Genomic DNA, 20,360 nt, shown 5'->3' with positions numbered 1-20,360 from the left:
CCCCGCCGACGCCGCACCCACCGACCGCGCCGATCATGGAGTTGTGGTCGGCGATATGCCCTATTCAGTGGGCTTTGTCTGTGCCACAACTTCATGATCGGCGGTGCCGGCGGTCTCCGGGGCTACCCGACGGTGTGCAGGGCCGGGTAGCCCGGTCTGACGCGTCCAGAGTGCCGGGCGCGGCCGGAGCCGGGCGTCAGCGTGACGGGCGTCAGGGGGTGGCGGAGGCGTTGGCAGCGATCTCGGGGAGGTCGGCCGGGCCCGGGTCGGCGGCGGGGGGCGGGGTGACGGCCGGGTTCTGGGCGGCGGCGCGGACGGCGGCGGCCACCGCCGGGGCCACCCGGGAGTCGAAGACGCTGGGCACGATGACCGTCGGGTTGATCTTCTCCTCGCCGACCACGTCGGCGATGGCCCGGGCGGCGGCCAGCGCCATCTCCTCGGTGAACTCCTCGGCGTGCGCGTCGAGCATGCCGCGGAACACGCCCGGGAAGGCGAGCACGTTGTTGATCTGGTTCGGCTGGTCGGAGCGGCCGGTGGCGACCACGGCGGCGTGCTTGCGCGCCTCCCGGGGGTCGACCTCCGGGTCCGGGTTGGCCAGCGCGAAGACGATCGAGTCCTTGGCCATGGTGGCGACGTCGTCGCCGGTGAGCAGGTTCGGCGCGCTCACCCCGATGAAGACGTCCGCGCCGTTGAGCGCGCCGGCCAGGTCACCGGAGTAGCCGTCCCGGTTGGTGTTCTCGGCCAGCCACTGCCAGGCCGGGTTGAGGTCGGTCTGACCGCGGTGCAGGGCGCCCTGCCGGTCGTACGCGATGATGTCGCCGACGCCCTGGCGCAGCAGCAGCTTCATGATCGCGGTGCCCGCCGCGCCGGCTCCGGAGACCACCACCCGCACGTCGGCGAGCTGCTTGCCCACGACGCGCAACGCGTTGGTCAACGCGGCGAGCACGCAGATCGCGGTGCCGTGCTGGTCGTCGTGGAAGACCGGGATGTCCAGCGCCTCGCGCAGCCGGGCCTCGATCTCGAAGCAGCGCGGCGCGGCGATGTCCTCCAGGTTGATCCCGCCGTACGCGGGCGCGATCGCCTTCACGATGGCGACGATCTCGTCGGTGTCCTGGGTGTCCAGCACCACCGGCCAGGCGTCGACCCCGCCGAACCGCTTGAACAGCGCCGCCTTGCCCTCCATCACCGGCAGCGAGGCGGCCGGCCCGAGGTTGCCCAGCCCGAGCACGGCCGAGCCGTCGCTGACCACGGCGACCGTGTTGCGCTTGATGGTCAGTCGTCGGGCGTCGGCGGGGTTCTCCGCGATCGCCTGGCAGACCCGCGCCACCCCCGGGGTGTACGCCCGGGACAGTTCGTCGCGGGTCCGCAGCGCCACCTTCGAGCTGACCTCGATCTTGCCGCCGAGGTGCAGCAGGAAGGTGCGGTCGGAGACCTTGCGCACGTCCACGCCGTCCAACGTGCTGAGCGCGTCCACGACCTGGTCGGCGTGCCCGGCGTCGGCGGTGTCGCAGGTGAGGTCCACGATCACGTGGGTCGGGTCGGAGTCGACCACGTCCAGCGCGGTGACGATGGCGCCGGCCTCGCCCACGGAGGTGGTCAACCGCCCGATCGAGGACGCATCGGCGGGTACGGCGATCCGGATCGTGATCGAGAATCCGGCACTGGGCAGTCGGGTGGTGGGCACGCGGATCCCCTCCGTCGGCGCTGAACGGCTGGCCCATTTCTACTCGCCCTGCTCGGGCGGCTGGCAGCCGCCCCCGCTTTTGTCCGTTCCGACGGTGGGCATATAGCAGGTGCACCCGGCGTTGACACATGTCAGGATTGCTCGGTACATGCACAGAACGGACAGGAGAGACGCTTGCGCGACCAGGAGACCCACGTTCCATTTCCCGACGACGAGCCCGACGCCACCACCGGCGATTACGAGCTCTCCGAGCGGCAGGCACTGCGACGGGTCCCCGGCCTCTCCACCGAGCTGACCGACGTCACCGAGGTCGAATACCGCCAGCTCCGGCTGGAGCGGGTGGTCCTGGTCGGCGTCTGGACCGAGGGCAGCCAGACCGACGCGGAGAACTCCCTGACCGAGCTGGCCGCGCTGGCCGAGACCGCCGGTTCGCAGGTGCTCGAAGGGCTGATCCAACGGCGTACCCGGCCGGACCCGGCCACCTACATCGGCCGGGGCAAGGTCGACGACCTGGGCGCGGTGGTGCTCTCCGCCGGTGCCGACACGGTCATCTGTGACGGTGAGTTGTCCCCGTCCCAGCTCCGCAACCTGGAACAGCGCACCAAGGTCAAGGTGGTCGACCGGACGGCGCTGATCCTCGACATCTTCGCCCAGCACGCCAAGAGCAAGGAGGGTCGGGCCCAGGTCGAGTTGGCCCAGCTCGAATACCTGCTGCCCCGCCTGCGCGGTTGGGGTGAGACGCTGTCCCGCCAGACCGGCGGTTCCGGCCGTGGCGGCGGCGCCGGTGGCGGCGTCGGTGTGCGTGGTCCCGGTGAGACCAAGCTGGAGACCGACCGGCGGCGCATCCGCCACCGCATCGCCCGGCTCCGCCGCGAGATCAAGGCCATGCGGACGGTACGCGAGACCAAGCGCGCCCGGCGTACCCGTAACTCGGTGCCCGCCGTGGCCATCGCCGGTTACACCAACGCCGGCAAGTCGAGCCTGCTCAACCGGCTCACCGGTGCCGGCGTGCTGGTCGAGGACGCGCTCTTCGCCACGCTCGACCCGACCACCCGCCGCGCCACCACCGCCGACGGGCGCGTCTACACCCTGTCGGACACGGTCGGGTTCGTCCGGCACCTGCCGCACCAGATCGTCGAGGCGTTCCGCTCGACGCTGGAGGAGGTCGCCGAGGCCGACCTGGTGGTGCACGTGGTCGACGGTGCCCACCCCGATCCGCAGGAGCAGGTCCGGGCCGTCCGAGAGGTCCTCGGCGAGGTCGGTGCCGACCGGCTGCCCGAGCTGTTGGTGGTCAACAAGACCGACGCCGCCGACGAGGAGACCCTGCTGCACCTCAAGCGGCTCTGGCCGGAGGCGATCTTCGTCTCCGCGCACCGCGGCCGTGGCATCGACGACCTGCGGACGGCGATCGAGCAGCGCCTGCCACGCCCGGCGGTGGAGTTGCGGGTGGTGCTGCCGTACGAGCGGGGTGACCTGGTGGCCCGCCTGCACCGGCAGGGCGAGGTGCTCAGCACCGCGCACCTGGCCGAGGGCACCATGCTGCACGTACGCGTCAACGAGGCGCTCGCCGCCGAACTGACCGCGTACATCGACGCGTCGCAGGCGGTTCGTGCCGCGCGGTGACCGTCCAGGCGCGTCACCCGAAGGAAACGTGGGGCGTGCGACACTTCCTTCCATGCACCGCACTGTCTCCTCGGTCACGGTTGCGCTCGGCCTGTTCGGGGCCACCGTGGCGGTCACCGGCGTCACTCTCGCCGCGCCCGGGTCGTCGCCACCCGCGTACGCCGCATCGCCGGTGACCGATGTCGCCCCGCCGGTCGCACCGACCGACCGAGGTCCGCTGCTCGCCGCCGGTGCGGTCGCGCCGGTGGCGGCGGCACCGGTGGCCGGCGCGCCGCTGGCGGCGGCCCCCAAGAAGCAGTGTTCGGTCACCGACTCCCGGCTGCGGGAGATGTCCGGTCTGGTGGTCACCCGTAACGGGTACATCGTGATCAACGACAGCACCGACCAGGACAGCCGCAAGCGGGTCTTCTACCTCAACAAGGACTGCGATGTCACCCGCGACGTCCGTTACTCCGGTGCGGGGCCGTTCGACACCGAGGACCTCGCCGTCTCGCCGGACGGCAACACGTTGTGGATCGCCGACACCGGCGACAACATCACCAGTCGGCAGCGCCGCGAACGGGTGGCGGTCTGGAGCATGCCGATCAACGGCAGCAAGTCGCCGGTCCTGCACCGGTTGGCGTACCCGGACGGCAAGCCCCGCGACGCCGAGGCGCTGCTGATCGGCAACGACAACCTGCCGTTGATCATCACGAAGGTGACGTCCGGCAAGGCGGAGATCTTCACCGCCGACGGCGCGCTCAAGACCGGCGACACCGAGCCGGTGCCGATGAAGAAGCTCGGCGACATCGAGTTGCCCAAGACCGACACCGAGAACCCGCTGAGCACCTTCGGGCGGGTGGCGATCACCGGTGCGGCCCGGTCGCCGGACGGCGCCCGGGTGGTGCTGCGCACGTACGCCGACGCCTTCGAGTACGACGTGCAGAACGGCGACATCGTCACGGCGCTGACCACGGGCACGCCCCGGGTGACCCCGCTGGCCGACCCGTTCGGCGAGGCGATCGCGTACTCGCTCGACGGGAAGACCTTCCTGACCGTCTCCGACGCGGGGCACCTCGACGACAACGAGCCGGTCGACATCCTCAGCTACACGCCGTCGACCGAAGGCCCGAAGAGCCTGGCCGACGACCCGGACGCGGTGAAGAACGCGGCCGGTCGGTCGTGGTTCGACGGGCTGACCCTGGACGACATCACCTACCTGATCGCCACCGTCGGTGTGCTCGGCGCGTTGCTGGTGGGCGCCGGCATCGTCGGCATCCTGCGGGCCCGCAAGCGTCCGGTGCCGGCGGGCAAGAGCCGCGACGGCGACGATGACGACGGCCCGAGCCGCACGGACGACGGCTTCGGCCCGAAGGACCGGGGTCGGGGCGCGGTGTACGGCGGGGCCCCGTCCGGTGCCGTCTACGGCGGGTCGGCGAAGGGCGACCGGCCCGAGGGCGCCCGGTCGGGTGCGGTCTACGGCGGTGGCCGTCCGGCGGGTGCCAACGGTGCCCGCCCGGCTCAGAGCGGTGGCGTCTACGGCGGCGGAGGTGGCGGTGGCCGCTCCGGCGACCAGGGTGGCCGGTCGGGTGGCGAGGGCGGCCCGGTCTACGGCGGCCGTCCCGGTGGCGGTGGCCGCCCGTCGCAGGGCGGCGGCGGACGCCCGGCTCAGGGTGGCGGTGGCCGTTCCGGCGGTGGGGTCTACGGCGGTGGCGGTGGCCGGGCCGGCGGGCCGCCCGGTGGCGGCGGGCGCGGTGGCGGTGCCCCGGGTGGCGGTGCCCCGGGTGGTGGCCGCGGCGGCGGGATGCCCGGTGGCGGCGGTGGACGCGCGGGCGGGCCGCCCGGCGGTGGGCGGGGCGGACAGCCCGGTGGTGGCGCTGGAGGCCGCGCGGAGCCGCCCCGGCGGGGTGGACCCGGCGGCGAGCCGGACTACCGGGGTCGGCGTTCCGGTCGGTACCGCGAGGACGGCAACGAGCCGTACGGCCAGATGCCGGGCGGCAACTACGGCTACCGAGGCGACCGGTACTGACGGCAGCCATTGCCGACGGCGGCCGGTGCTGACCTCGGGTCAGCACCGGCCGCGTCGTCGTTCAGATCCGGCGCAGCACCGCGACGACCCGGCCCATGATGGTGGCGTCGTCACCGGGGATCGGGTCGAAGGCCGGGTTCTGCGGCATCAGCCAGACGTGGCCGTCGCGCCGCCGGTAGGTCTTCACGGTCGCCTCGCCGTCCAGCATGGCGGCGACGATCTCGCCGGAGTCGGCGGTCGGCTGCTGCCGGACGACCACCCAGTCGCCGTCGCAGATCGCCGCGTCGAGCATCGAGTCGCCCTTGACCTGGAGCATGAAGACCTCACCCTCGCCGACCAACTCGCGAGGCAGCGGGAAGACCTCCTCCATCGACTGCTCGGCGAGGATCGGCCCACCGGCGGCGATCCGGCCGAGCATCGGCACGTACGCCGGGGTGGGTCGTTGCGAGCGGGCCAGCTCGTCGTCGACGCTGGGGGAGCGGACGTCGACCGCGCGCGGCCGGTTCGGGTCGCGCCGCAGGAAGCCCTTCTTCTCCAACTCCTTGAGCTGGTAGGCGACGCTCGACGGGGAGACCAGCCCGACCGCCTCGCCGATCTCCCGCACGCTCGGCGGGTAACCGTGCCGCTCCACCCAGGTGCGGATGAAGTCGAGGATGCGCCGCTGGCGGGCGGTCAGGTCGACGGTCGCCGGGTCGGGGAAGCCACTGACCACCGGGGTCACCGGGCGCACGGCGGGCTGCCCGGAGCGGGTGCGGGTGACGCTGCGGCGACGGGCGGCCGGCGGACCCGCCTCGATGCTCTGCTGCGGGCTCTGCGGCCGGTTGGCCCGGTCCTCGGTCACGTCCGTCCTCCCTGGTCGGCGCTGGGGTGCCTCGGCGGCTCGTGGTGCGCACGGTGATCTGTCGGCCGGTGCGGCGACCATGGTCACCTCCGGCTGTTCATGACCGTATCGGTGGGATCGGTCATTTTCAAACATCTGTACGACCTATCTCCGCGTGTCGGGCCGGAAAACCGCGACAGTCGTACGCCCGTTCTGATAAATGGTACGCGGGGTCGAACGCGTGTTCGACCCCGTACGGATTGTCGGTGATCCTGTCCGGCCGGACGGTAACCCCCGCCACCGGTCCGCGTTGGTTCTCAGGTCGGGTGGAGAGGGGAGGGCGGGTGACGCGCCGGACACGCCGGTCAACTTGACCTCGGATCGCCAGCGGCATAGGTTCGACCCCTAGATGTAGTAGTCACATGGGCGTAAGTCGCCTACAGGTTGGGTTCGACTACCCACCGCACTTTCCGCGCCGCCGAGCCGGCGGCCGTCCTGCGGGACGGCTCCGCCGTCCCTGCGTGTGCCCGGAGGCGGATGGGGGCGTACCCGAAGTCGATCAAGGAGGTCGGGCGATGCGGTGTCCGTACTGCCGGCACGCCGACTCCCGGGTGGTCGACTCGCGGGAGGCGGACGACGGTCAGTTGATCCGTCGGCGGCGCTCCTGCCCGGAGTGCGGCAAACGGTTCACCACCGTCGAGGAGGCGGTGCTGGCGGTGGTCAAGCGCAGCGGGGTGACCGAGCCGTTCAGCCGGACGAAGATCATCGGTGGGGTGCGCAAGGCGTGCCAGGGGCGGCCGGTCGACGAGGACTCGATCGCGATCCTGGCGCAGCGGGTCGAGGAGACCATTCGCGCCAAGGGGGCCGCCGAGATCCCGAGCCACGATGTCGGGCTGGCCATCCTGGGTCCCCTACGGGACCTGGACGAGGTCGCCTACCTGCGGTTCGCCAGCGTCTACCGGTCGTTCGACTCGCTCGCCGACTTCGAGCAGGAGATCGAGACGCTGCGGGCCGCCGCGCGCGCCCGGGAGGGCGCCGGGGCCGAGACGGCCCACGCGCAGTGAACGTCTGAGCAGCAGTAGTGACAGTCGGATCGCGCGGGGTGCCCGCGTGAGCGAGGGGGCGGATGAGATGCCGGGGGACGGTGTGACAACAAGCAGGTCACGGAACAAGACGAACGCGGGCCTCAAGGTGGAGCGGGTCTGGACCACCGAGGGCGTGCACCCGTACGACGAGGTCGCCTGGGAGCGCCGCGACGTCGTGATGACCAACTGGCGGGACGGCTCGATCAACTTCGAGCAGCGCGGGGTGGAGTACCCGCAGAGCTGGAGCGTCAACGCGGCCAACATCGTGACCACCAAGTACTTCCGGGGCGCGGTGGGCACCCCGGAGCGGGAGTGGTCGCTCAAGCAGTTGATCGACCGGGTGGTCACCACCTACCGCACCGCAGGCGAGGAGTACGGCTACTTCGCCTCCCCGGCCGACGCCGAGGTCTTCGCCCACGAGCTGACCTGGATGCTGCTGCACCAGGTGTTCAGCTTCAACTCGCCGGTCTGGTTCAACGTCGGCACGCCGTCGCCGCAGCAGGTCAGCGCCTGCTTCATCCTCGCCGTCGACGACTCGATGGACTCCATTCTCGACTGGTACAAGGAGGAGGGGCTGATCTTCAAGGGCGGCTCCGGCTCCGGGGTGAACCTCTCCCGGATCCGCTCCTCCCGGGAACTGCTCTCCTCCGGCGGCACCGCCTCCGGCCCGGTCAGCTTCATGCGCGGCGCGGACGCGAGCGCCGGCACCATCAAGTCCGGCGGCGCGACCCGGCGGGCCGCCAAGATGGTCATCCTCGACGTCGACCACCCGGACATCGAGGAGTTCGTGGTCACCAAGGCGCGCGAGGAGGACAAGATCCGCGCGCTGCGCGACGCCGGGTTCGACATGGACCTGGGCGGCGCCGACATCGTCAGCGTGCAGTACCAGAACGCCAACAACTCGGTCCGGGTCTCCGACGAGTTCATGGCGGCGGTCGAGCAGGGCGGCGGTTTCGACCTGCGCGGCCGGCTCGACGGCGCGGTGATCGAGACCATCGACGCGCAGAAGCTGTTCCGCACCATCTCCCAGGCCGCCTGGGAGTGCGCCGACCCCGGCCTGCAGTACGACGACACCATCAACGACTGGCACACCTGCCCGGAGACCGGCCGGATCACCGCGTCGAACCCGTGCTCGGAGTACCTGCACCTGGACAACTCCTCGTGCAACCTGGCCTCGCTGAACCTGATGAAGTTCCTCCGCGCCGACGGCGGCTTCGAGGTGGAGAAGTTCGTCCGCAGCGTCGAGCTGGTCATCACCGCGATGGACATCTCGATCTGCTTCGCCGACTTCCCGACCGAGAAGATCGGGGAGACCACCCGGGCGTACCGGCAGCTCGGCATCGGGTACGCCAACCTCGGCGCCCTGCTGATGGCCTCCGGCCTGCCGTACGACTCGGACCAGGGCCGTTCGCTGTCCGCCGCGATCACCTCGCTGATGACCGGCACGGCGTACCGCCGCTCGGCCGAGCTGGCCGGCATCGTCGGCGCGTACGACGGGTACGCCCGCAACGCCGAGCCGCACAAGCGGGTCATGCGCAAGCACGCCGCCGCCAACGACCAGATCAAGCCGGCCGGCACGGTGGCCACCGCGGTGGTGCGCGAGGCCACCAGGCAGTGGACCCAGGGCAACAAGATCGGCGACAGGAACGGCTGGCGGAACTCGCAGGCCAGCGTTCTCGCGCCGACCGGCACCATCGGCCTGATGATGGACTGCGACACCACCGGCGTCGAGCCGGACCTGGCGCTGGTCAAGTTCAAGAAGCTGGTCGGCGGCGGCTCGATGCAGATCGTCAACCAGACCGTGCCGCGTGCCCTGCGCAGCCTCGGCTACCCCGAGGAGCAGGTCGAGGCGATCGTCGAGCACATCTCCGACCAGGGACACGTGGTGGACGCCCCCGGCCTCAAGCCGGAGCACTACCCGGTCTTCGACTGCGCCATGGGTGAGCGGTCCATCGCCCCGATGGGCCACGTGCGGATGATGGCGGCGGTCCAGCCGTTCATCTCCGGCGCCATCTCCAAGACGGTCAACATGCCGGAGCAGGCGACCGTCGCCGACGTCGAGAAGATCTACTTCGAGGGCTGGAAGCTCGGCCTCAAGGCGCTGGCGATCTACCGGGACAACTGCAAGGTGGGCCAGCCGCTGTCGGCGGCGAAGAAGAAGACCGCCGAGCCGGAGGCGACCGTCACCGCGGTCGAGCCGGTGGTGGAGAAGGTCGTCGAGTACCGTCCGGTGCGCAAGCGGCTGCCGAAGAAGCGCCCCTCGGAGACCATCTCCTTCTCGGTCGGTGGCGCCGAGGGCTACCTCACCGCCTCGTCCTACCCGGACGACGGCCTCGGCGAGGTCTTCCTCAAGATGTCGAAGCAGGGCTCCACCCTGGCCGGGGTGATGGACGCCTTCTCGGTGGCCATCTCGATCGGCCTGCAGTACGGCGTCCCACTGGAGACGTACGTCAGCAAGTTCACCAACATGCGCTTCGAGCCGGCCGGCATGACCGACGACCCGGACGTGCGGATGGCCGCCTCGGTGATGGACTACATCTTCCGTCGCCTGGCGCTGGACTTCCTGCCCTACGAGCGCCGCGCCGAGATCGGCATCTTCACCGCCAGGGAGCGGGCCGCCCAGCTCGCCGCCGAGGCGGAGGCGGAGGCCAACGGCACGGACCTCACCGCGATGGCCGCGTCCGCTCCGGTGGAGGCCAAGCCGGAGGAGCCGAAGAGCGGCCCGGTCGCCCAACCGGCCCAGGAACTCGCCGACGCCGCCGCGATCAAGCCGGCACCGTCGGTCGGTTCCAGCACCGAGCTGCTGGAGGCCGTGATCGGCAAGGCCGCTGATGCACCGCTCTGCTTCACCTGCGGTACGAAGATGCGCCCGGCCGGTAGCTGCTACGTCTGCGAGGGCTGCGGCTCCACCAGCGGTTGTAGCTGACCCGCCAGTACGTACGGGAGCCCCGGGCGCGTCCGCGCGCCCGGGGCTCCCGCACGTCGCGGCCACCCCCAGCCCGACCGACTTCCCCGGCGTTCACCCGTCCCCGTGCCGCCGATCATGGAGTTGTGGCGGTGGCAAAGTAGGCCATCTCGGCGCTTTCCGAGAGCCACTAGTCCATGATCAGCGCGGAGCGGTGCGGGTGTGGCAGGTCGGGTCTTCATCCTGTCGTGGGGGTGGGGGCGGCGGCTGCCTAGACTGCGCGGGATGAGTGGAGAGCGACGGCCCCTGGCGGCACGGCCCCTGAGCGAGCCGCATCCGTCGCGGCTGTCGCCCGGGCACCCCGGCCGTGCGCGGATCATCGCCGCCCACGACGCGGCCCTGGCCGCCGGGGACGCCGGTTACCTCGACCCGGACACCGGGCTGTTCGTACTCAGCGCCGGCTTCCTGGCCCGCCGCGGAACGTGCTGCGGCCGGGGTTGCCGGCACTGCCCGTACGTCGAGTGAACGGTCAGGCGGCGGCGGCGACGAAGACCCGGGAGGCGACCTCGCGGGGCAGCCGGACGCTCTCGCCGGAACGGTCGATCGACACGCCGTCCCGCTCCTGCGCCACGGTGACCGTGGCCCCCGGGTCGACCCCGGCGGCGTGCAGTTGGCGGAGCACCTCGGCGTCGGTCTGCACGCTCTCGCAGATCCGCCGGACGATCACCTTGCCGCTCAGACCGGGGAAGGCGAGGTTGCGCTCGCTCTCGGCGGTCTCCGGCTCGCTCTGGGTGGGCGGACCCAGTTCGTCCAGGCCCGGGATGGGGTTGCCGTACGGTGACCGGGTCGGCCGGTTGAGTAGGTCGTAGACCCGCTTCTCGACCGCGTCGCTCATCACGTGCTCCCAGCGGCAGGCCTCCTCGTGGGCCTCCTCGTAGGGCATCCCGATCACGTTGACCAGCAGCAACTCGGCGAGCCGGTGCTTGCGCATCACCGAGACGGCGGTGGCGCGGCCGAGATCGGTGAGCGTGAGGTGCCGATCGCCCTCCACGGTCAGCAGGCCGTCGCGTTCCATCCGGGCGACGGTCTGGCTCACGGTGGGGCCGCTCTGGCGCAACCGTTCAGCGATCCGGGCGCGTAGCGGCGGCACTCCCTCCTCTTCGAGTTCGAGGATGGTGCGCAGGTACATTTCGGTCGTATCGACCAAGTCGTGAGACTTCATGGTGTCAGCGGCCCTCCGGGTATCGATGGTACCCTGCCGCACCCCGATCGACGGTTGCCGAACCGCCGCCGTCGTCACTGATGGTGTTGACTGGTTGCATGTCCGGTACAGACGATCTTCTGGTCGACGCGCGGTCGCTCGCCGCCGAACTCGACGCTGCCGAACCGCCCATCCTGCTCGACGTGCGGTGGCGCCTGGTCGGCCCACCCGGCCGGGACGACTACGCGGCCGGGCACGTGCCGGGCGCGGTCTTCGTCGACCTGGACACCGCGCTCTGCGGCCCGCCCGGTCCGGCCGGCCGGCACCCCCTGCCCGACCCCGAGGCCCTGCAGACGGCGCTGCGGGCCGCCGGGGTGCGCGACGGTCACCCGGTGGTGGTGTACGACGGCGGCGACGGCATGGCCGCTGCCCGGGCCTGGTGGACGCTGCGCTGGGCCGGGCACCGGCCGGTACGCCTGTTGTCCGGCGGCTACCCGGCGTGGCTCGCCGACGGCCTGCCCACCAGCGACGACGTGCCGACGCCCGAGCCCGGCGACGTGACCGTCCGCCCGGGTGCGCTACCGGTGCTCGACGCCTCGGCCGCCGCGCGCCTGGCCGCCGGTGACGGGGTGCTGCTCGACGTGCGGGCCGCGCCGCGCTACCGGGGCGAGCAGGAGCCGATCGACCCGGTGGCCGGGCACGTCCCCGGTGCGGTGAACGTGCCCGCCCCCGAGTACGTCACCGAGGGCAGCTTCGCCGCCGTCGAGGTGCTGCGGGACCGCTTCGCGTCGGCCGGGGTGGTCGCCGGGTCGCCGGTCGGCGCGTACTGCGGCTCCGGGGTGACCGCCGCGCAGGCGGTGCTCGCGTTGCACCTGGCCGGTCGTCCGGACGCCGCCCTCTACGTCGGATCGTGGAGCGAGTGGGTGGCCGACCCGGACCGGCCGGTGGCCACCGGCCCGGGCACGGACGCCTGACCAGGCCCACTGTGCGGTCGCGTGCGACCATGGGCAGATGTCCGACGACACGGTGGTGATGTGGGACGAGTCGCTGCTCGCCTACGACCTCGGCGACCACCCGCTCGATCCGGTCCGGGTGGAGTTGACCCTCGCGCTCGCCTGGGAACTCGGCGTGCTGCACCGGCCCGGTGTCCGCATGGTCAAGCCGTACCCGGCCGACGACGAGTTGCTCGGCCGGGTGCACGACCCGCGCTACCTGGGCGCGGTCCGGATGGCGCCGCGTGAGCCGTTCTTCACCGGCTTCGGGCTGGGTACCTCGGACAACCCGGTCTTCGAGGGCATGCACGAGTCGAGCGCGTTGATCGCCGGGGCGACGGTGGCCGCCGCCGAGGCGGTGTGGCGCGGTCAGGCGCGGCGCGCGGTCAACGTGGCCGGCGGCCTGCACCACGCCATGACGGACCGGGCGGCCGGCTTCTGCGTCTACAACGACCCGGCGGTGGCCATCGCCCGGCTGCTCGACCTGGGCGCGGAGCGCGTCGCGTACGTCGACGTCGACGTGCACCACGGCGACGGGGTGCAGCAGATCTTCTGGGACGACCCGAGGGTGCTGACGGTCAGCCTGCACGAGACGCCGCTCGCGCTGTTCCCCGGCACCGGGTTCCCCGACGAGACCGGTGGCCCGAACGCCGCCGGTACGGCGGTCAACGTGCCGCTGCCGCCGGGAGTGGAGGACGCCGGCTGGCAACGCGCCTTCCACGCGATCGTGCCGTCGGTGCTGCGCGCGTTCCGTCCGCAGGTGCTGTTCACCCAGTGCGGCGCGGACGCCCACCGCGTCGACCCCCTCGCCGACCTGCACCTGTCGGTGGACGGGCAGCGCGCCACCTACCTGGCCCTGCGGGCGCTCGCCGACGAGCTGTGCGACGGCCGGTGGGTGGCCACCGGCGGCGGCGGGTACGCGCTCGTCGAGGTGGTGCCCCGGGCCTGGACGCACCTGCTCGCGGTGGCCACCGGCGAGCCGCTGGACCCGGCCACGCTGACGCCGCCGGGCTGGCGGGACCTGGCCCGGTCCCGGCGTCCCGGCACCGACATCCCGCTGCGGATGACCGACGACGTCGACCCGAGCTACCAGCCATGGCAGCCCACCGGCGAGCCGAACCCGGTGGACCGGGCCATCGCGGCCACCCGGAAGGCCGTCTTCCCGCTGCTCGGCCTCGACCCGCACGATCCGCGCGACTGAGTCGGCCGGGGGAGGGCCGCCCGAGGTGACGACAACCGAACCAGCCGTGGACGTGCTGCTCAGCGACGGCAGCACGGTCCAGTTGCGACCGATCAGTCCCGCCGACGCGCCGGGCATCGTGGCGATGCACTCCCGGTTCTCCGAGCGCACCCGGTACCTGCGGTACTTCTCGCCGTACCCGCGGATCCCCGAACGCGACCTGCACCGCTTCGTCAACGTCGACCACCGCGACCGGGAGGCGTTCGTGGTGCTCGCCGGCGACCGGATCGTCGCCGTCGGCCGGTACGAGCGGCTCGGCCCGGCCGCGCCCGACGCCGAGGTCGCGTTCGTGGTGGAGGACGCCTACCAGGGCCGGGGCATCGGCTCGGTGCTGCTGGAACACCTCGCCGACGCGGCCCGCCGCAGCGGGATCGTCAACTTCGTGGCCGAGGTGCTCCCGGCCAACGGCGCGATGCTGCGGGTCTTCGCCGACTTCGGCTACCAGATCCAGCGCCAGTTCGCCGACGGCGTGGTGCACCTGACCTTCCCGATCGCGCCCACCGAGGCGACCCTGGAGGTGCAGCGGGGACGGGAGCACCGCACCGAGGCCCGGTCCATCGCCCGGCTGCTCGCCCCGCGTGGCGTGGTCGTCTACGGGGCCAGCGCCACCGGGCAGGGCGTCGGCGCGGCGGTGCTCGGGCACCTGCGCGACGGCGGGTACACCGGGTCGGTGGTGCCGGTGCACCCGACCGCCGCCCGCGTCGCCGGGCTGCCCGCGTACCCGTCGGCGGTCGACGCCGACCTGCCGGTCGACCTGGCCGTGGTGGCGGTGCCGCCGGAGTCGGCGTCCGAGGTGGTCGCCGACGCCGCCGCGGCCGGCGTACACGGCCTGGTGGTCATCTCCGCGGGCTTCGCCGAGGCCGGGATGGCCGGTGCCGCCGCGCAGCGCACGCTGGTCCGCGCGGCCCACGCGGCGGGCATGCGGGTCATCGGCCCCAACTGCCTCGGCGTGGCCAACACCGACCCGGCGGTACGCCTCAACGCCACGCTCGCGCCGCGACTGCCGGAGCCCGGGCGGGTCGGCATCTTCAGCCAGTCCGGCGTGTTCGGGGTGGCGCTGCTGGCCGAGGCGGACCGGCGCGGGCTGGGCGTGTCCAGCTTCGTCTCGGCCGGCAACCGGGCCGACGTCTCCGGCAACGACCTGTTGCAGTACTGGCAGGACGACCCGGACACCGACGTGATCATGTTGTACCTGGAGACCTTCGGCAACCCGCGCAAGTTCGCCCGGCTGGCCCGGCGGATCGGCCGCGACAAACCGGTGGTGGCGTTGGCCTCCCCGGCCCGTCCGCCCGGGCTGGGCGACTCCGCCGGCCCGGACGAGACGGCGGTGAGCGCCCTGTTCGCCCAGTCCGGGGTGATCCGGGTGGACACCGTCGCCGAGCTGCTCGACGTCGGGGCGTTGCTGGCCAACCAGCCGCTGCCGGCCGGGAACCGGGTCGGCGTGGTCGGCAACTCCTCGGCGTTGACCGGGCTGGCGGCCACCGCCTGCGCGGCACAGGGGCTGCGGGTCGCACCGGGGTACCCGGTCGACGTCGGTCCCCGGGCCGGTGCCGCCGAGTTCGGCGCGGCGCTCGCCGGGGCCGCCGCCGACGACTCGGTCGACGCGCTGGTGGTCCTCTTCGCACCGCCGTTGCCGGGGCAGCTCACCGACACCGAGGCGGACTTCGCCGCCGCGCTCGCCGCGCCCACGGCCGACAAGCCGACGGTCGCCACCTTCCTGGTCGGGCAGGCTCCGGCGGGAACACCGGCCTACCCGAGCGTGGAGGAGGCGGTACGCGCGCTGGCCCGGGTCGCCGCGTACGCGCACTGGCGGCGTGGTCCGGCCGGTGTACTGCCCGAGCTGCCCGACGTCGATCCGGTGGCGGCGCAGGCGGCGCTGCGGGCGGACGGGGGCGATCCGGAGGCGCTGCTCGCCGCGTACGGCATCGAGGTGGTCGAGTCGGCGCGGGTCGACTCGGTCGACGCGGCGGTCGACGCGGCCACCCGGCTGGGTTTCCCGGTGGCGCTCAAGGCCGCCGCCGGTGGGCTCCGGCACCGACTCGACCTCGGCGCGGTCCGCCTGGACCTGCCCGACGCCGACACCGTCCGCCGCGCGTACGCCGAGCTGGCCGCCGCGTTCGGCGCGGACGTGCTGGTGCAGCCGATGGTGCCGCCCGGGGTGGCCTGCGTGGTGGAGCTGGTCGAGGATCCGGCGTTCGGGCCGGTGGTGGGCTTCGGCCTCGGCGGGGTCGCCACCGACCTGCTCGGCGACCGGGCCTGGCGGGCGGTGCCGTTGACCGACCGGGACGCCACCGAGCTGGTCGACGCCCCCCGGGCGGCGCCTCTGCTGCGGGGCCACCGGGGTGCCGCCCCGGTCGACCGGGCGGCCCTGGCCGACCTGCTGCTGCGCATCGGGCGGCTCGCCGACGAGCAACCCCGGGTCCGCGCACTGACGCTGAACCCGGTGCTGGCCCGCCCGGACGGGCTGGCCGTGCTGCACGCCTCGGTCCGTACCGGCTCGGCCGCCCCCCGCCCCGACACCGGCCCCCGCCGTTTGTGAAAGGAAGGGCACCCTACTAACGCCTCGTGTATAGCAGGGGACCCCTCCTTACATCCCGGTCGCACACCAGTCACGTCAGGAGGCGTACGCCTCCAGCCGCTGCGCCCGCTCCGGGGCCCGCAGCTTGAGCAGCGTCACCTTCTCGATCTGCCGGATCCGCTCGCGGGACAGTCCGAACTCGCGGCCGACCTCGTCCAGGGTGCGCTGCCGGCCGTCGTCGAGCCCGAACCGCAGCCGGATCACCGCCTGCTCGCGCTGGGAGAGCGTGGCCAGCACGATGCTCACCTCGTTGCGCAGCTCGCCCTGGGCAGCGGTGTCGCCCGGCCCGCCGGCCGGGTCGGCGGCGGCGACGAAGTCACCCAGCGCGCTCTCCCCGTCCTCGCCGACGGCCTGGTCCAGGCTGACCGGCTCCCGGTCGTACGAGATCAGCTCGATCACCTGGAACTCGGGTACGTCCAGCGCGCGGGCGACCTCGGCCACCGTGGGTTCCCGACCCAGCGAGACGGACAGCTCGCGGCGGGCCCGGACCATCCGGTTGACCTGCTCGACCATGTGTACCGGGATGCGGATGGTGCGGGCCTGGTCGGCCATGGCGCGGGTGATGGCCTGGCGGATCCACCAGGTGGCGTAGGTGGAGAACTTGTAGCCCTTGGTGTAGTCGAACTTCTCGACGGCGCGGATGAGGCCGAGGTTGCCTTCCTGGATGAGGTCGAGGAAGGCCATGCCGCGGCCGGTGTACCGCTTGGCGATGCTCACCACGAGGCGCAGGTTCGCCTCCAGCAGGTGGTTCTTGGCGGCCCGGCCCTGCTGCGCGACCACGTTCAGGTCGGCGTGCAGGTCGGCCGAGAGCGGGGTGCAGGTGGACAGCTTCTCCTCGGCGAACAACCCGGCTTCGATCCGCTTCGCCAGGTCCACCTCTTCGGCCGCCGTGAGCAGCTTGGTCCGGCCGATCCCGTTGAGGTACGCGCGAACCAGGTCGGTGGAGACGCCACGCTCGTCGGTGGCGTCCAGGTCGGTAAGGGTGTCGACGCCGTGCTCCGCCTCGGTGCCGGCGCGCATCCGGTGCTCCATCATCTGCAGGGCCATCTCTGTCTCTCCCCGTGTCCGCGTCCGTGCCGTGTCGCCCCGGCCCCTCTGGCAGCCGGTGACACACAGCTTGGCGGGTGAGGCGTAAAACGGGAGTGAGGCGATCGGAGAACCGACAGTGACCGTTCCGTTACCCCCACCTTGCGGGCGGCTGTGCTGGTTCGGCAGATACGACTTGGCGGCGCCGGTTACCGTGCCAGCGGTCGGCCGACGGGCCGACGCAACCCCGTACCCCGGGTGCCGGGGTCGGGCGGACATGCGACGGAGGCAATGGTGGTCTTCAAGCGGCTCATGCAGGCGATGGGAGTCGGCGGCCCGTCCGTGGAGACGGTGCTGACGAACCCGAACTGCCGGCCGGGCGGTGAGCTGACGGGCACCATCGCGGTGACCGGAGGCGAGCACGGGGTGGACGTCTCGTACGTGGCTCTGGGGCTGATGACCCGCGTCGAGGTGGAGAGCGGCGACAACGAGTACGCCACCAACCAGGAGTTCCACCGGCAGCAGGTGACCGGCCCGTTCCGGCTGGAGGCCGGGCAGCGCTACGACGTGCCGTTCCGGTTCCCGGTGCCCTGGGAGACCCCGGTCACCCAGTTGTACGGGCAGCACCTGCACGGGATGACGATGGGGCTGCGTACCGAGTTGGAGGTGGCCCGCGCACTCGACAAGGGTGACCTCGACCCGGTGGCGGTGCACCCGCTGCCGGCGCAGGAGAAGCTGCTGGAGGCGTTGCTGCGGCTCGGCTTCCGGTTCGCCCGGGCCGACGTCGAGCGGGGGCACATCTACGGCGTGCACCAGACGCTGCCGTTCTACCAGGAGATCGAGTTCTACCCCGCGCCACAGTACGCGGGTGCGATGAAGCAACTGGAGGTCACCTTCGTCGCCGATCCCCGGCAGATGCAGGTGGTGTTGGAGCTGGACAAGCGCGGCGGCCTGTTGACCGAGGGCCGGGACGTCTTCGGTCGGTTCACCGTCGACTACGCCACGATGGACCGTACGGACTGGGCGGCGCAGCTCGACGGCTGGCTGCGGCAGTCCCTGCAACGTCGGGGACTCTTCGGCTGACCGTTGACCACGAGGTGGGCGGGCGCCGTGATCCGGGCCCGTCCACCTCGCGAGGCGTCACAGGTCGAGCAGGATGGTGCGCGGCCCGACGTTGACGCTCTCGACCAGCATGTGCGCCCGGAAGCGGCCGGTGGCCACCGTCGCGCCGCGCTGGCGCAGCGCCTCGACCACCGCGTCGACAAGCGGTTCGGCCACCTCGGCGGGGGCCGCGGCGGTCCAGCTCGGCCGGCGTCCCTTGCGCGCGTCGCCGTAGAGCGTGAACTGGCTGACCACCAGGATCGGCGCGCCGACGTCGGCGGCGGACCGCTCGTCGTCGAGGATGCGCAGCTCGTACACCTTGCGGGCCATCGTCCGGGCGGTCTCGACGGTGTCCGTGTGCGTCACCCCGACCAGCACCAGCAGCCCGTCGTCGACCGCGCCGACCACCTCGCCGTCGACGGTGACGCCGGCCCGTCCGACGGTCTGCACCACCGCCCGCATCAGGACCGCACCGGCTCGATGAGACCGCGTTCGACCAGGTGCGCCACGATCGGTCCGGCCGCCTCGGCGAGTTCGTCCGGCGTGACGTCGTGCGCGACGGCGAGCAGCGCGATCTGGTCGCGTAGCGGCAGACGCCCGTCGGCGCCACCCACCAGGGCGAGGACCAGTGGATCGATCTCCTCGGTCCAGCGCAGCCCGTGCGGCATGGCGAGGACCTGTCGGTCGACGCCCCAGCCCTCCGGGCCCATGGTCGCCTCCTGCCGCAACTGGAGACCGTCGGCGGCCCGGTAGCGGGCGTCCAGCAACCCGTCGCCCTGCCGGCGCAGCCAGTCCTGCCGGTCGAACCAGGCCGCGACCCGGTCGCCCATCGGGGCCTCCACCCGTTGCCGCAGGTCCTCCACCCGCAGCACCGGGTCGTCGTGCCCACTCCGGCGCAGCGAGACGATGCCGAAGCCGATCGCCTCCACCTTGTGCGCGTCGAACCAGTCCAGCCAGTCGGCCATCCGCTGCGGGTCGGCCGACTCGCCGACGTCGGTGAGCCACAGGTTGACGTACGCCATCGGGTCGGCGACCTCGCGCTGGATCACCCAGGCGTCCAGACCGGTCCCGGCGAACCAACCGGCCACCCGCTCGCCCCAGTCCTCCCCGGCCACGTGCACCCAGTTCGCCAGGTACTGCATGGTGCCGCCCTCGGTGAGCAGCCCGTCGGCCGCGGCGGCCAGCTCGGCGCCGATCGCGTCGCCGACGCGGCCGGAGTCGCGGTAGACGTGCGTGGTGGTGCCCGGCCCGACCACGAAGGGCGGGTTGCTGACCACCAGGTCGAAGCGTCGTCCGGCGACCGGCTGCACCATGTCGCCGTGCAGCAGTTCCCACCGCTGGCCGTTGAGCGCGGCGGTGGTGGCGGCGAACCGCAGCGCCCGCCGGGAGACGTCGGTGGCGGTCACCTGCCGGGCGTGCGTACTCAGGTGCAGGGCCTGGACGCCGGAGCCGGTGCCCAGGTCGAGCGCGCTCTGCACCGGCTGCCGGACGGCCGCGCCGATCATCGTCTGGGTCGCTCCGCCGATGCCCAGCACGTGCTCGGCGTGCAGGGGCCGACCGGGGCGGGCGCTGCCCGGCACGTCGGCCAGCACCCACCAGTCGTCGCCGTACGGTTCGAGGTCCAGCCCCATCCGCAGCCCGTCGCCGTACCGTTCGACCAGCCCGGCGGCGAGCGCCTCGTCGATCGACAGCGGCGCGAGCGCGGCGGCGACGGCGGCCTCCGGCTCGGTCTGCTCGCAGATGAAGACCCGGATCAGGGTGTCGAGCGGCTCGCCGTCGGCGGTGGCGCGCAACGCGGCCCGGAAGTCGTTACGGGCCACCCCGCCGGTGGCCTGCGGTCCGAGCCGGGTGGCGATGCCGTTGGCGGTGAAGGCGGCTCGCGTCAACGCGGTCCGCAGCGCCTCGACGCCGGCAGGGGAGAGCAGCATGTCGTGTCCGTCCACACCGCCATCCTGCCTGGTGACGTCGGGGCGGGGAGCGGGTGCCCGTGACAATCTCAGTCAATCGAAGAGCATCTCTGTCATATTCATCGATCTAACGCTAGCATCTCATCCATTCGAGTCCATGGGACGCGCCGTCCGGCCATGACCCGGTCGG

The 20,360-nt window shown here is 72.4% G+C and carries 15 protein-coding genes; 9 read left to right on the top strand and 6 right to left on the bottom strand.

What is annotated here, in order from left to right:
* Positions 1 to 211 precede the first annotated feature (211 nt).
* Positions 212 to 1,684: an NAD-dependent malic enzyme gene (locus ACIBMZ_RS06765; RefSeq protein ID WP_396691608.1), complete on the bottom strand. Its 1,473-nt coding sequence runs from the start codon at positions 1,682 to 1,684 to the stop codon at positions 212 to 214.
* 174 nt (positions 1,685 to 1,858) lie between these two features.
* Between ACIBMZ_RS06765 and hflX the strand changes: the two genes are divergently transcribed.
* Positions 1,859 to 3,307: a GTPase HflX gene (gene hflX, locus ACIBMZ_RS06760; RefSeq protein ID WP_396691607.1), complete on the top strand. Its 1,449-nt coding sequence runs from the start codon at positions 1,859 to 1,861 to the stop codon at positions 3,305 to 3,307.
* 52 nt (positions 3,308 to 3,359) lie between these two features.
* Positions 3,360 to 5,315, top strand: a complete 1,956-nt coding sequence (locus ACIBMZ_RS06755; protein ID WP_396691606.1) for a hypothetical protein — start codon at positions 3,360 to 3,362, stop codon at positions 5,313 to 5,315.
* A gap of 61 nt (positions 5,316 to 5,376) precedes the next feature.
* On the opposite strand, the gene lexA is transcribed toward ACIBMZ_RS06755, so the two are convergent.
* Positions 5,377 to 6,156: a transcriptional repressor LexA gene (lexA, locus tag ACIBMZ_RS06750; protein ID WP_396691605.1), complete on the bottom strand. Its 780-nt coding sequence runs from the start codon at positions 6,154 to 6,156 to the stop codon at positions 5,377 to 5,379.
* A 554-nt stretch (positions 6,157 to 6,710) separates the two neighbouring features.
* Here lexA and nrdR point away from each other — a divergent pair.
* From nrdR to ACIBMZ_RS06735, 3 genes are all read left to right on the top strand, one after another.
* Positions 6,711 to 7,199 carry a transcriptional regulator NrdR gene (gene nrdR, locus ACIBMZ_RS06745; RefSeq protein ID WP_350693877.1) on the top strand — a complete coding sequence of 163 codons (489 nt, stop codon included), beginning with the start codon at positions 6,711 to 6,713 and terminating at the stop codon, positions 7,197 to 7,199.
* Between the two features lie 67 nt (positions 7,200 to 7,266).
* Positions 7,267 to 10,146, top strand: a complete 2,880-nt coding sequence (locus tag ACIBMZ_RS06740) for a vitamin B12-dependent ribonucleotide reductase (RefSeq protein WP_396691892.1) — start codon at positions 7,267 to 7,269, stop codon at positions 10,144 to 10,146.
* A 264-nt stretch (positions 10,147 to 10,410) separates the two neighbouring features.
* The gene (locus ACIBMZ_RS06735) at positions 10,411 to 10,650 is read left to right on the top strand and encodes a DUF5522 domain-containing protein (protein ID WP_396691604.1); all 240 of its coding nucleotides are present in this window, start codon (positions 10,411 to 10,413) and stop codon (positions 10,648 to 10,650) included.
* A 4-nt stretch (positions 10,651 to 10,654) separates the two neighbouring features.
* Here the strand turns inward: ACIBMZ_RS06735 and ACIBMZ_RS06730 are convergent, their stop codons facing one another.
* Positions 10,655 to 11,347, bottom strand: coding sequence for a metal-dependent transcriptional regulator (locus tag ACIBMZ_RS06730; protein WP_396691603.1), 693 nt, complete (start codon positions 11,345 to 11,347; stop codon positions 10,655 to 10,657).
* Between the two features lie 98 nt (positions 11,348 to 11,445).
* Here ACIBMZ_RS06730 and ACIBMZ_RS06725 point away from each other — a divergent pair, with 98 nt between their 5' ends.
* From ACIBMZ_RS06725 to ACIBMZ_RS06715, 3 genes are read left to right on the top strand one after another with little or no spacing between them, the layout of a single operon-like run.
* Positions 11,446 to 12,300, top strand: a complete 855-nt coding sequence (locus ACIBMZ_RS06725; RefSeq protein ID WP_396691602.1) for a sulfurtransferase — start codon at positions 11,446 to 11,448, stop codon at positions 12,298 to 12,300.
* Between the two features lie 37 nt (positions 12,301 to 12,337).
* Entirely contained in the window at positions 12,338 to 13,519 is a 1,182-nt protein-coding gene (locus ACIBMZ_RS06720; protein ID WP_396691601.1) for an acetoin utilization protein AcuC, read from the top strand.
* A gap of 25 nt (positions 13,520 to 13,544) precedes the next feature.
* Positions 13,545 to 16,097, top strand: a complete 2,553-nt coding sequence (locus tag ACIBMZ_RS06715; RefSeq protein ID WP_396691600.1) for a GNAT family N-acetyltransferase — start codon at positions 13,545 to 13,547, stop codon at positions 16,095 to 16,097.
* Positions 16,098 to 16,172: 75 nt separating this feature from the next.
* Here the strand turns inward: ACIBMZ_RS06715 and sigB are convergent, their stop codons facing one another.
* A complete protein-coding gene (sigB, locus tag ACIBMZ_RS06710) occupies positions 16,173 to 17,183 on the bottom strand; it encodes an RNA polymerase sigma factor SigB (protein WP_396691599.1) in 1,011 nt (336 codons plus the stop codon).
* A gap of 273 nt (positions 17,184 to 17,456) precedes the next feature.
* Between sigB and ACIBMZ_RS06705 the strand changes: the two genes are divergently transcribed.
* On the top strand, positions 17,457 to 18,245 hold the full coding sequence (locus ACIBMZ_RS06705) for a sporulation protein (RefSeq protein ID WP_396691598.1): 789 nt from the start codon (positions 17,457 to 17,459) through the stop codon (positions 18,243 to 18,245).
* A gap of 57 nt (positions 18,246 to 18,302) precedes the next feature.
* Here ACIBMZ_RS06705 and dtd read toward each other — a convergent pair whose 3' ends face one another.
* A complete protein-coding gene (gene dtd, locus ACIBMZ_RS06700) occupies positions 18,303 to 18,725 on the bottom strand; it encodes a D-aminoacyl-tRNA deacylase (RefSeq protein ID WP_396691597.1) in 423 nt (140 codons plus the stop codon).
* A complete protein-coding gene (locus ACIBMZ_RS06695; protein WP_396691596.1) occupies positions 18,725 to 20,206 on the bottom strand; it encodes a methyltransferase in 1,482 nt (493 codons plus the stop codon). The genes dtd and ACIBMZ_RS06695 overlap by 1 nt, the downstream gene beginning before the upstream one ends.
* Positions 20,207 to 20,360: the final 154 nt, after the last annotated feature.

Source organism: Micromonospora sp. NPDC049900, assembly GCF_044461025.1.
Lineage (GTDB): Bacteria > Actinomycetota > Actinomycetes > Mycobacteriales > Micromonosporaceae > Micromonospora.
This window is presented reverse-complemented; position numbering and strand designations above follow the sequence as displayed.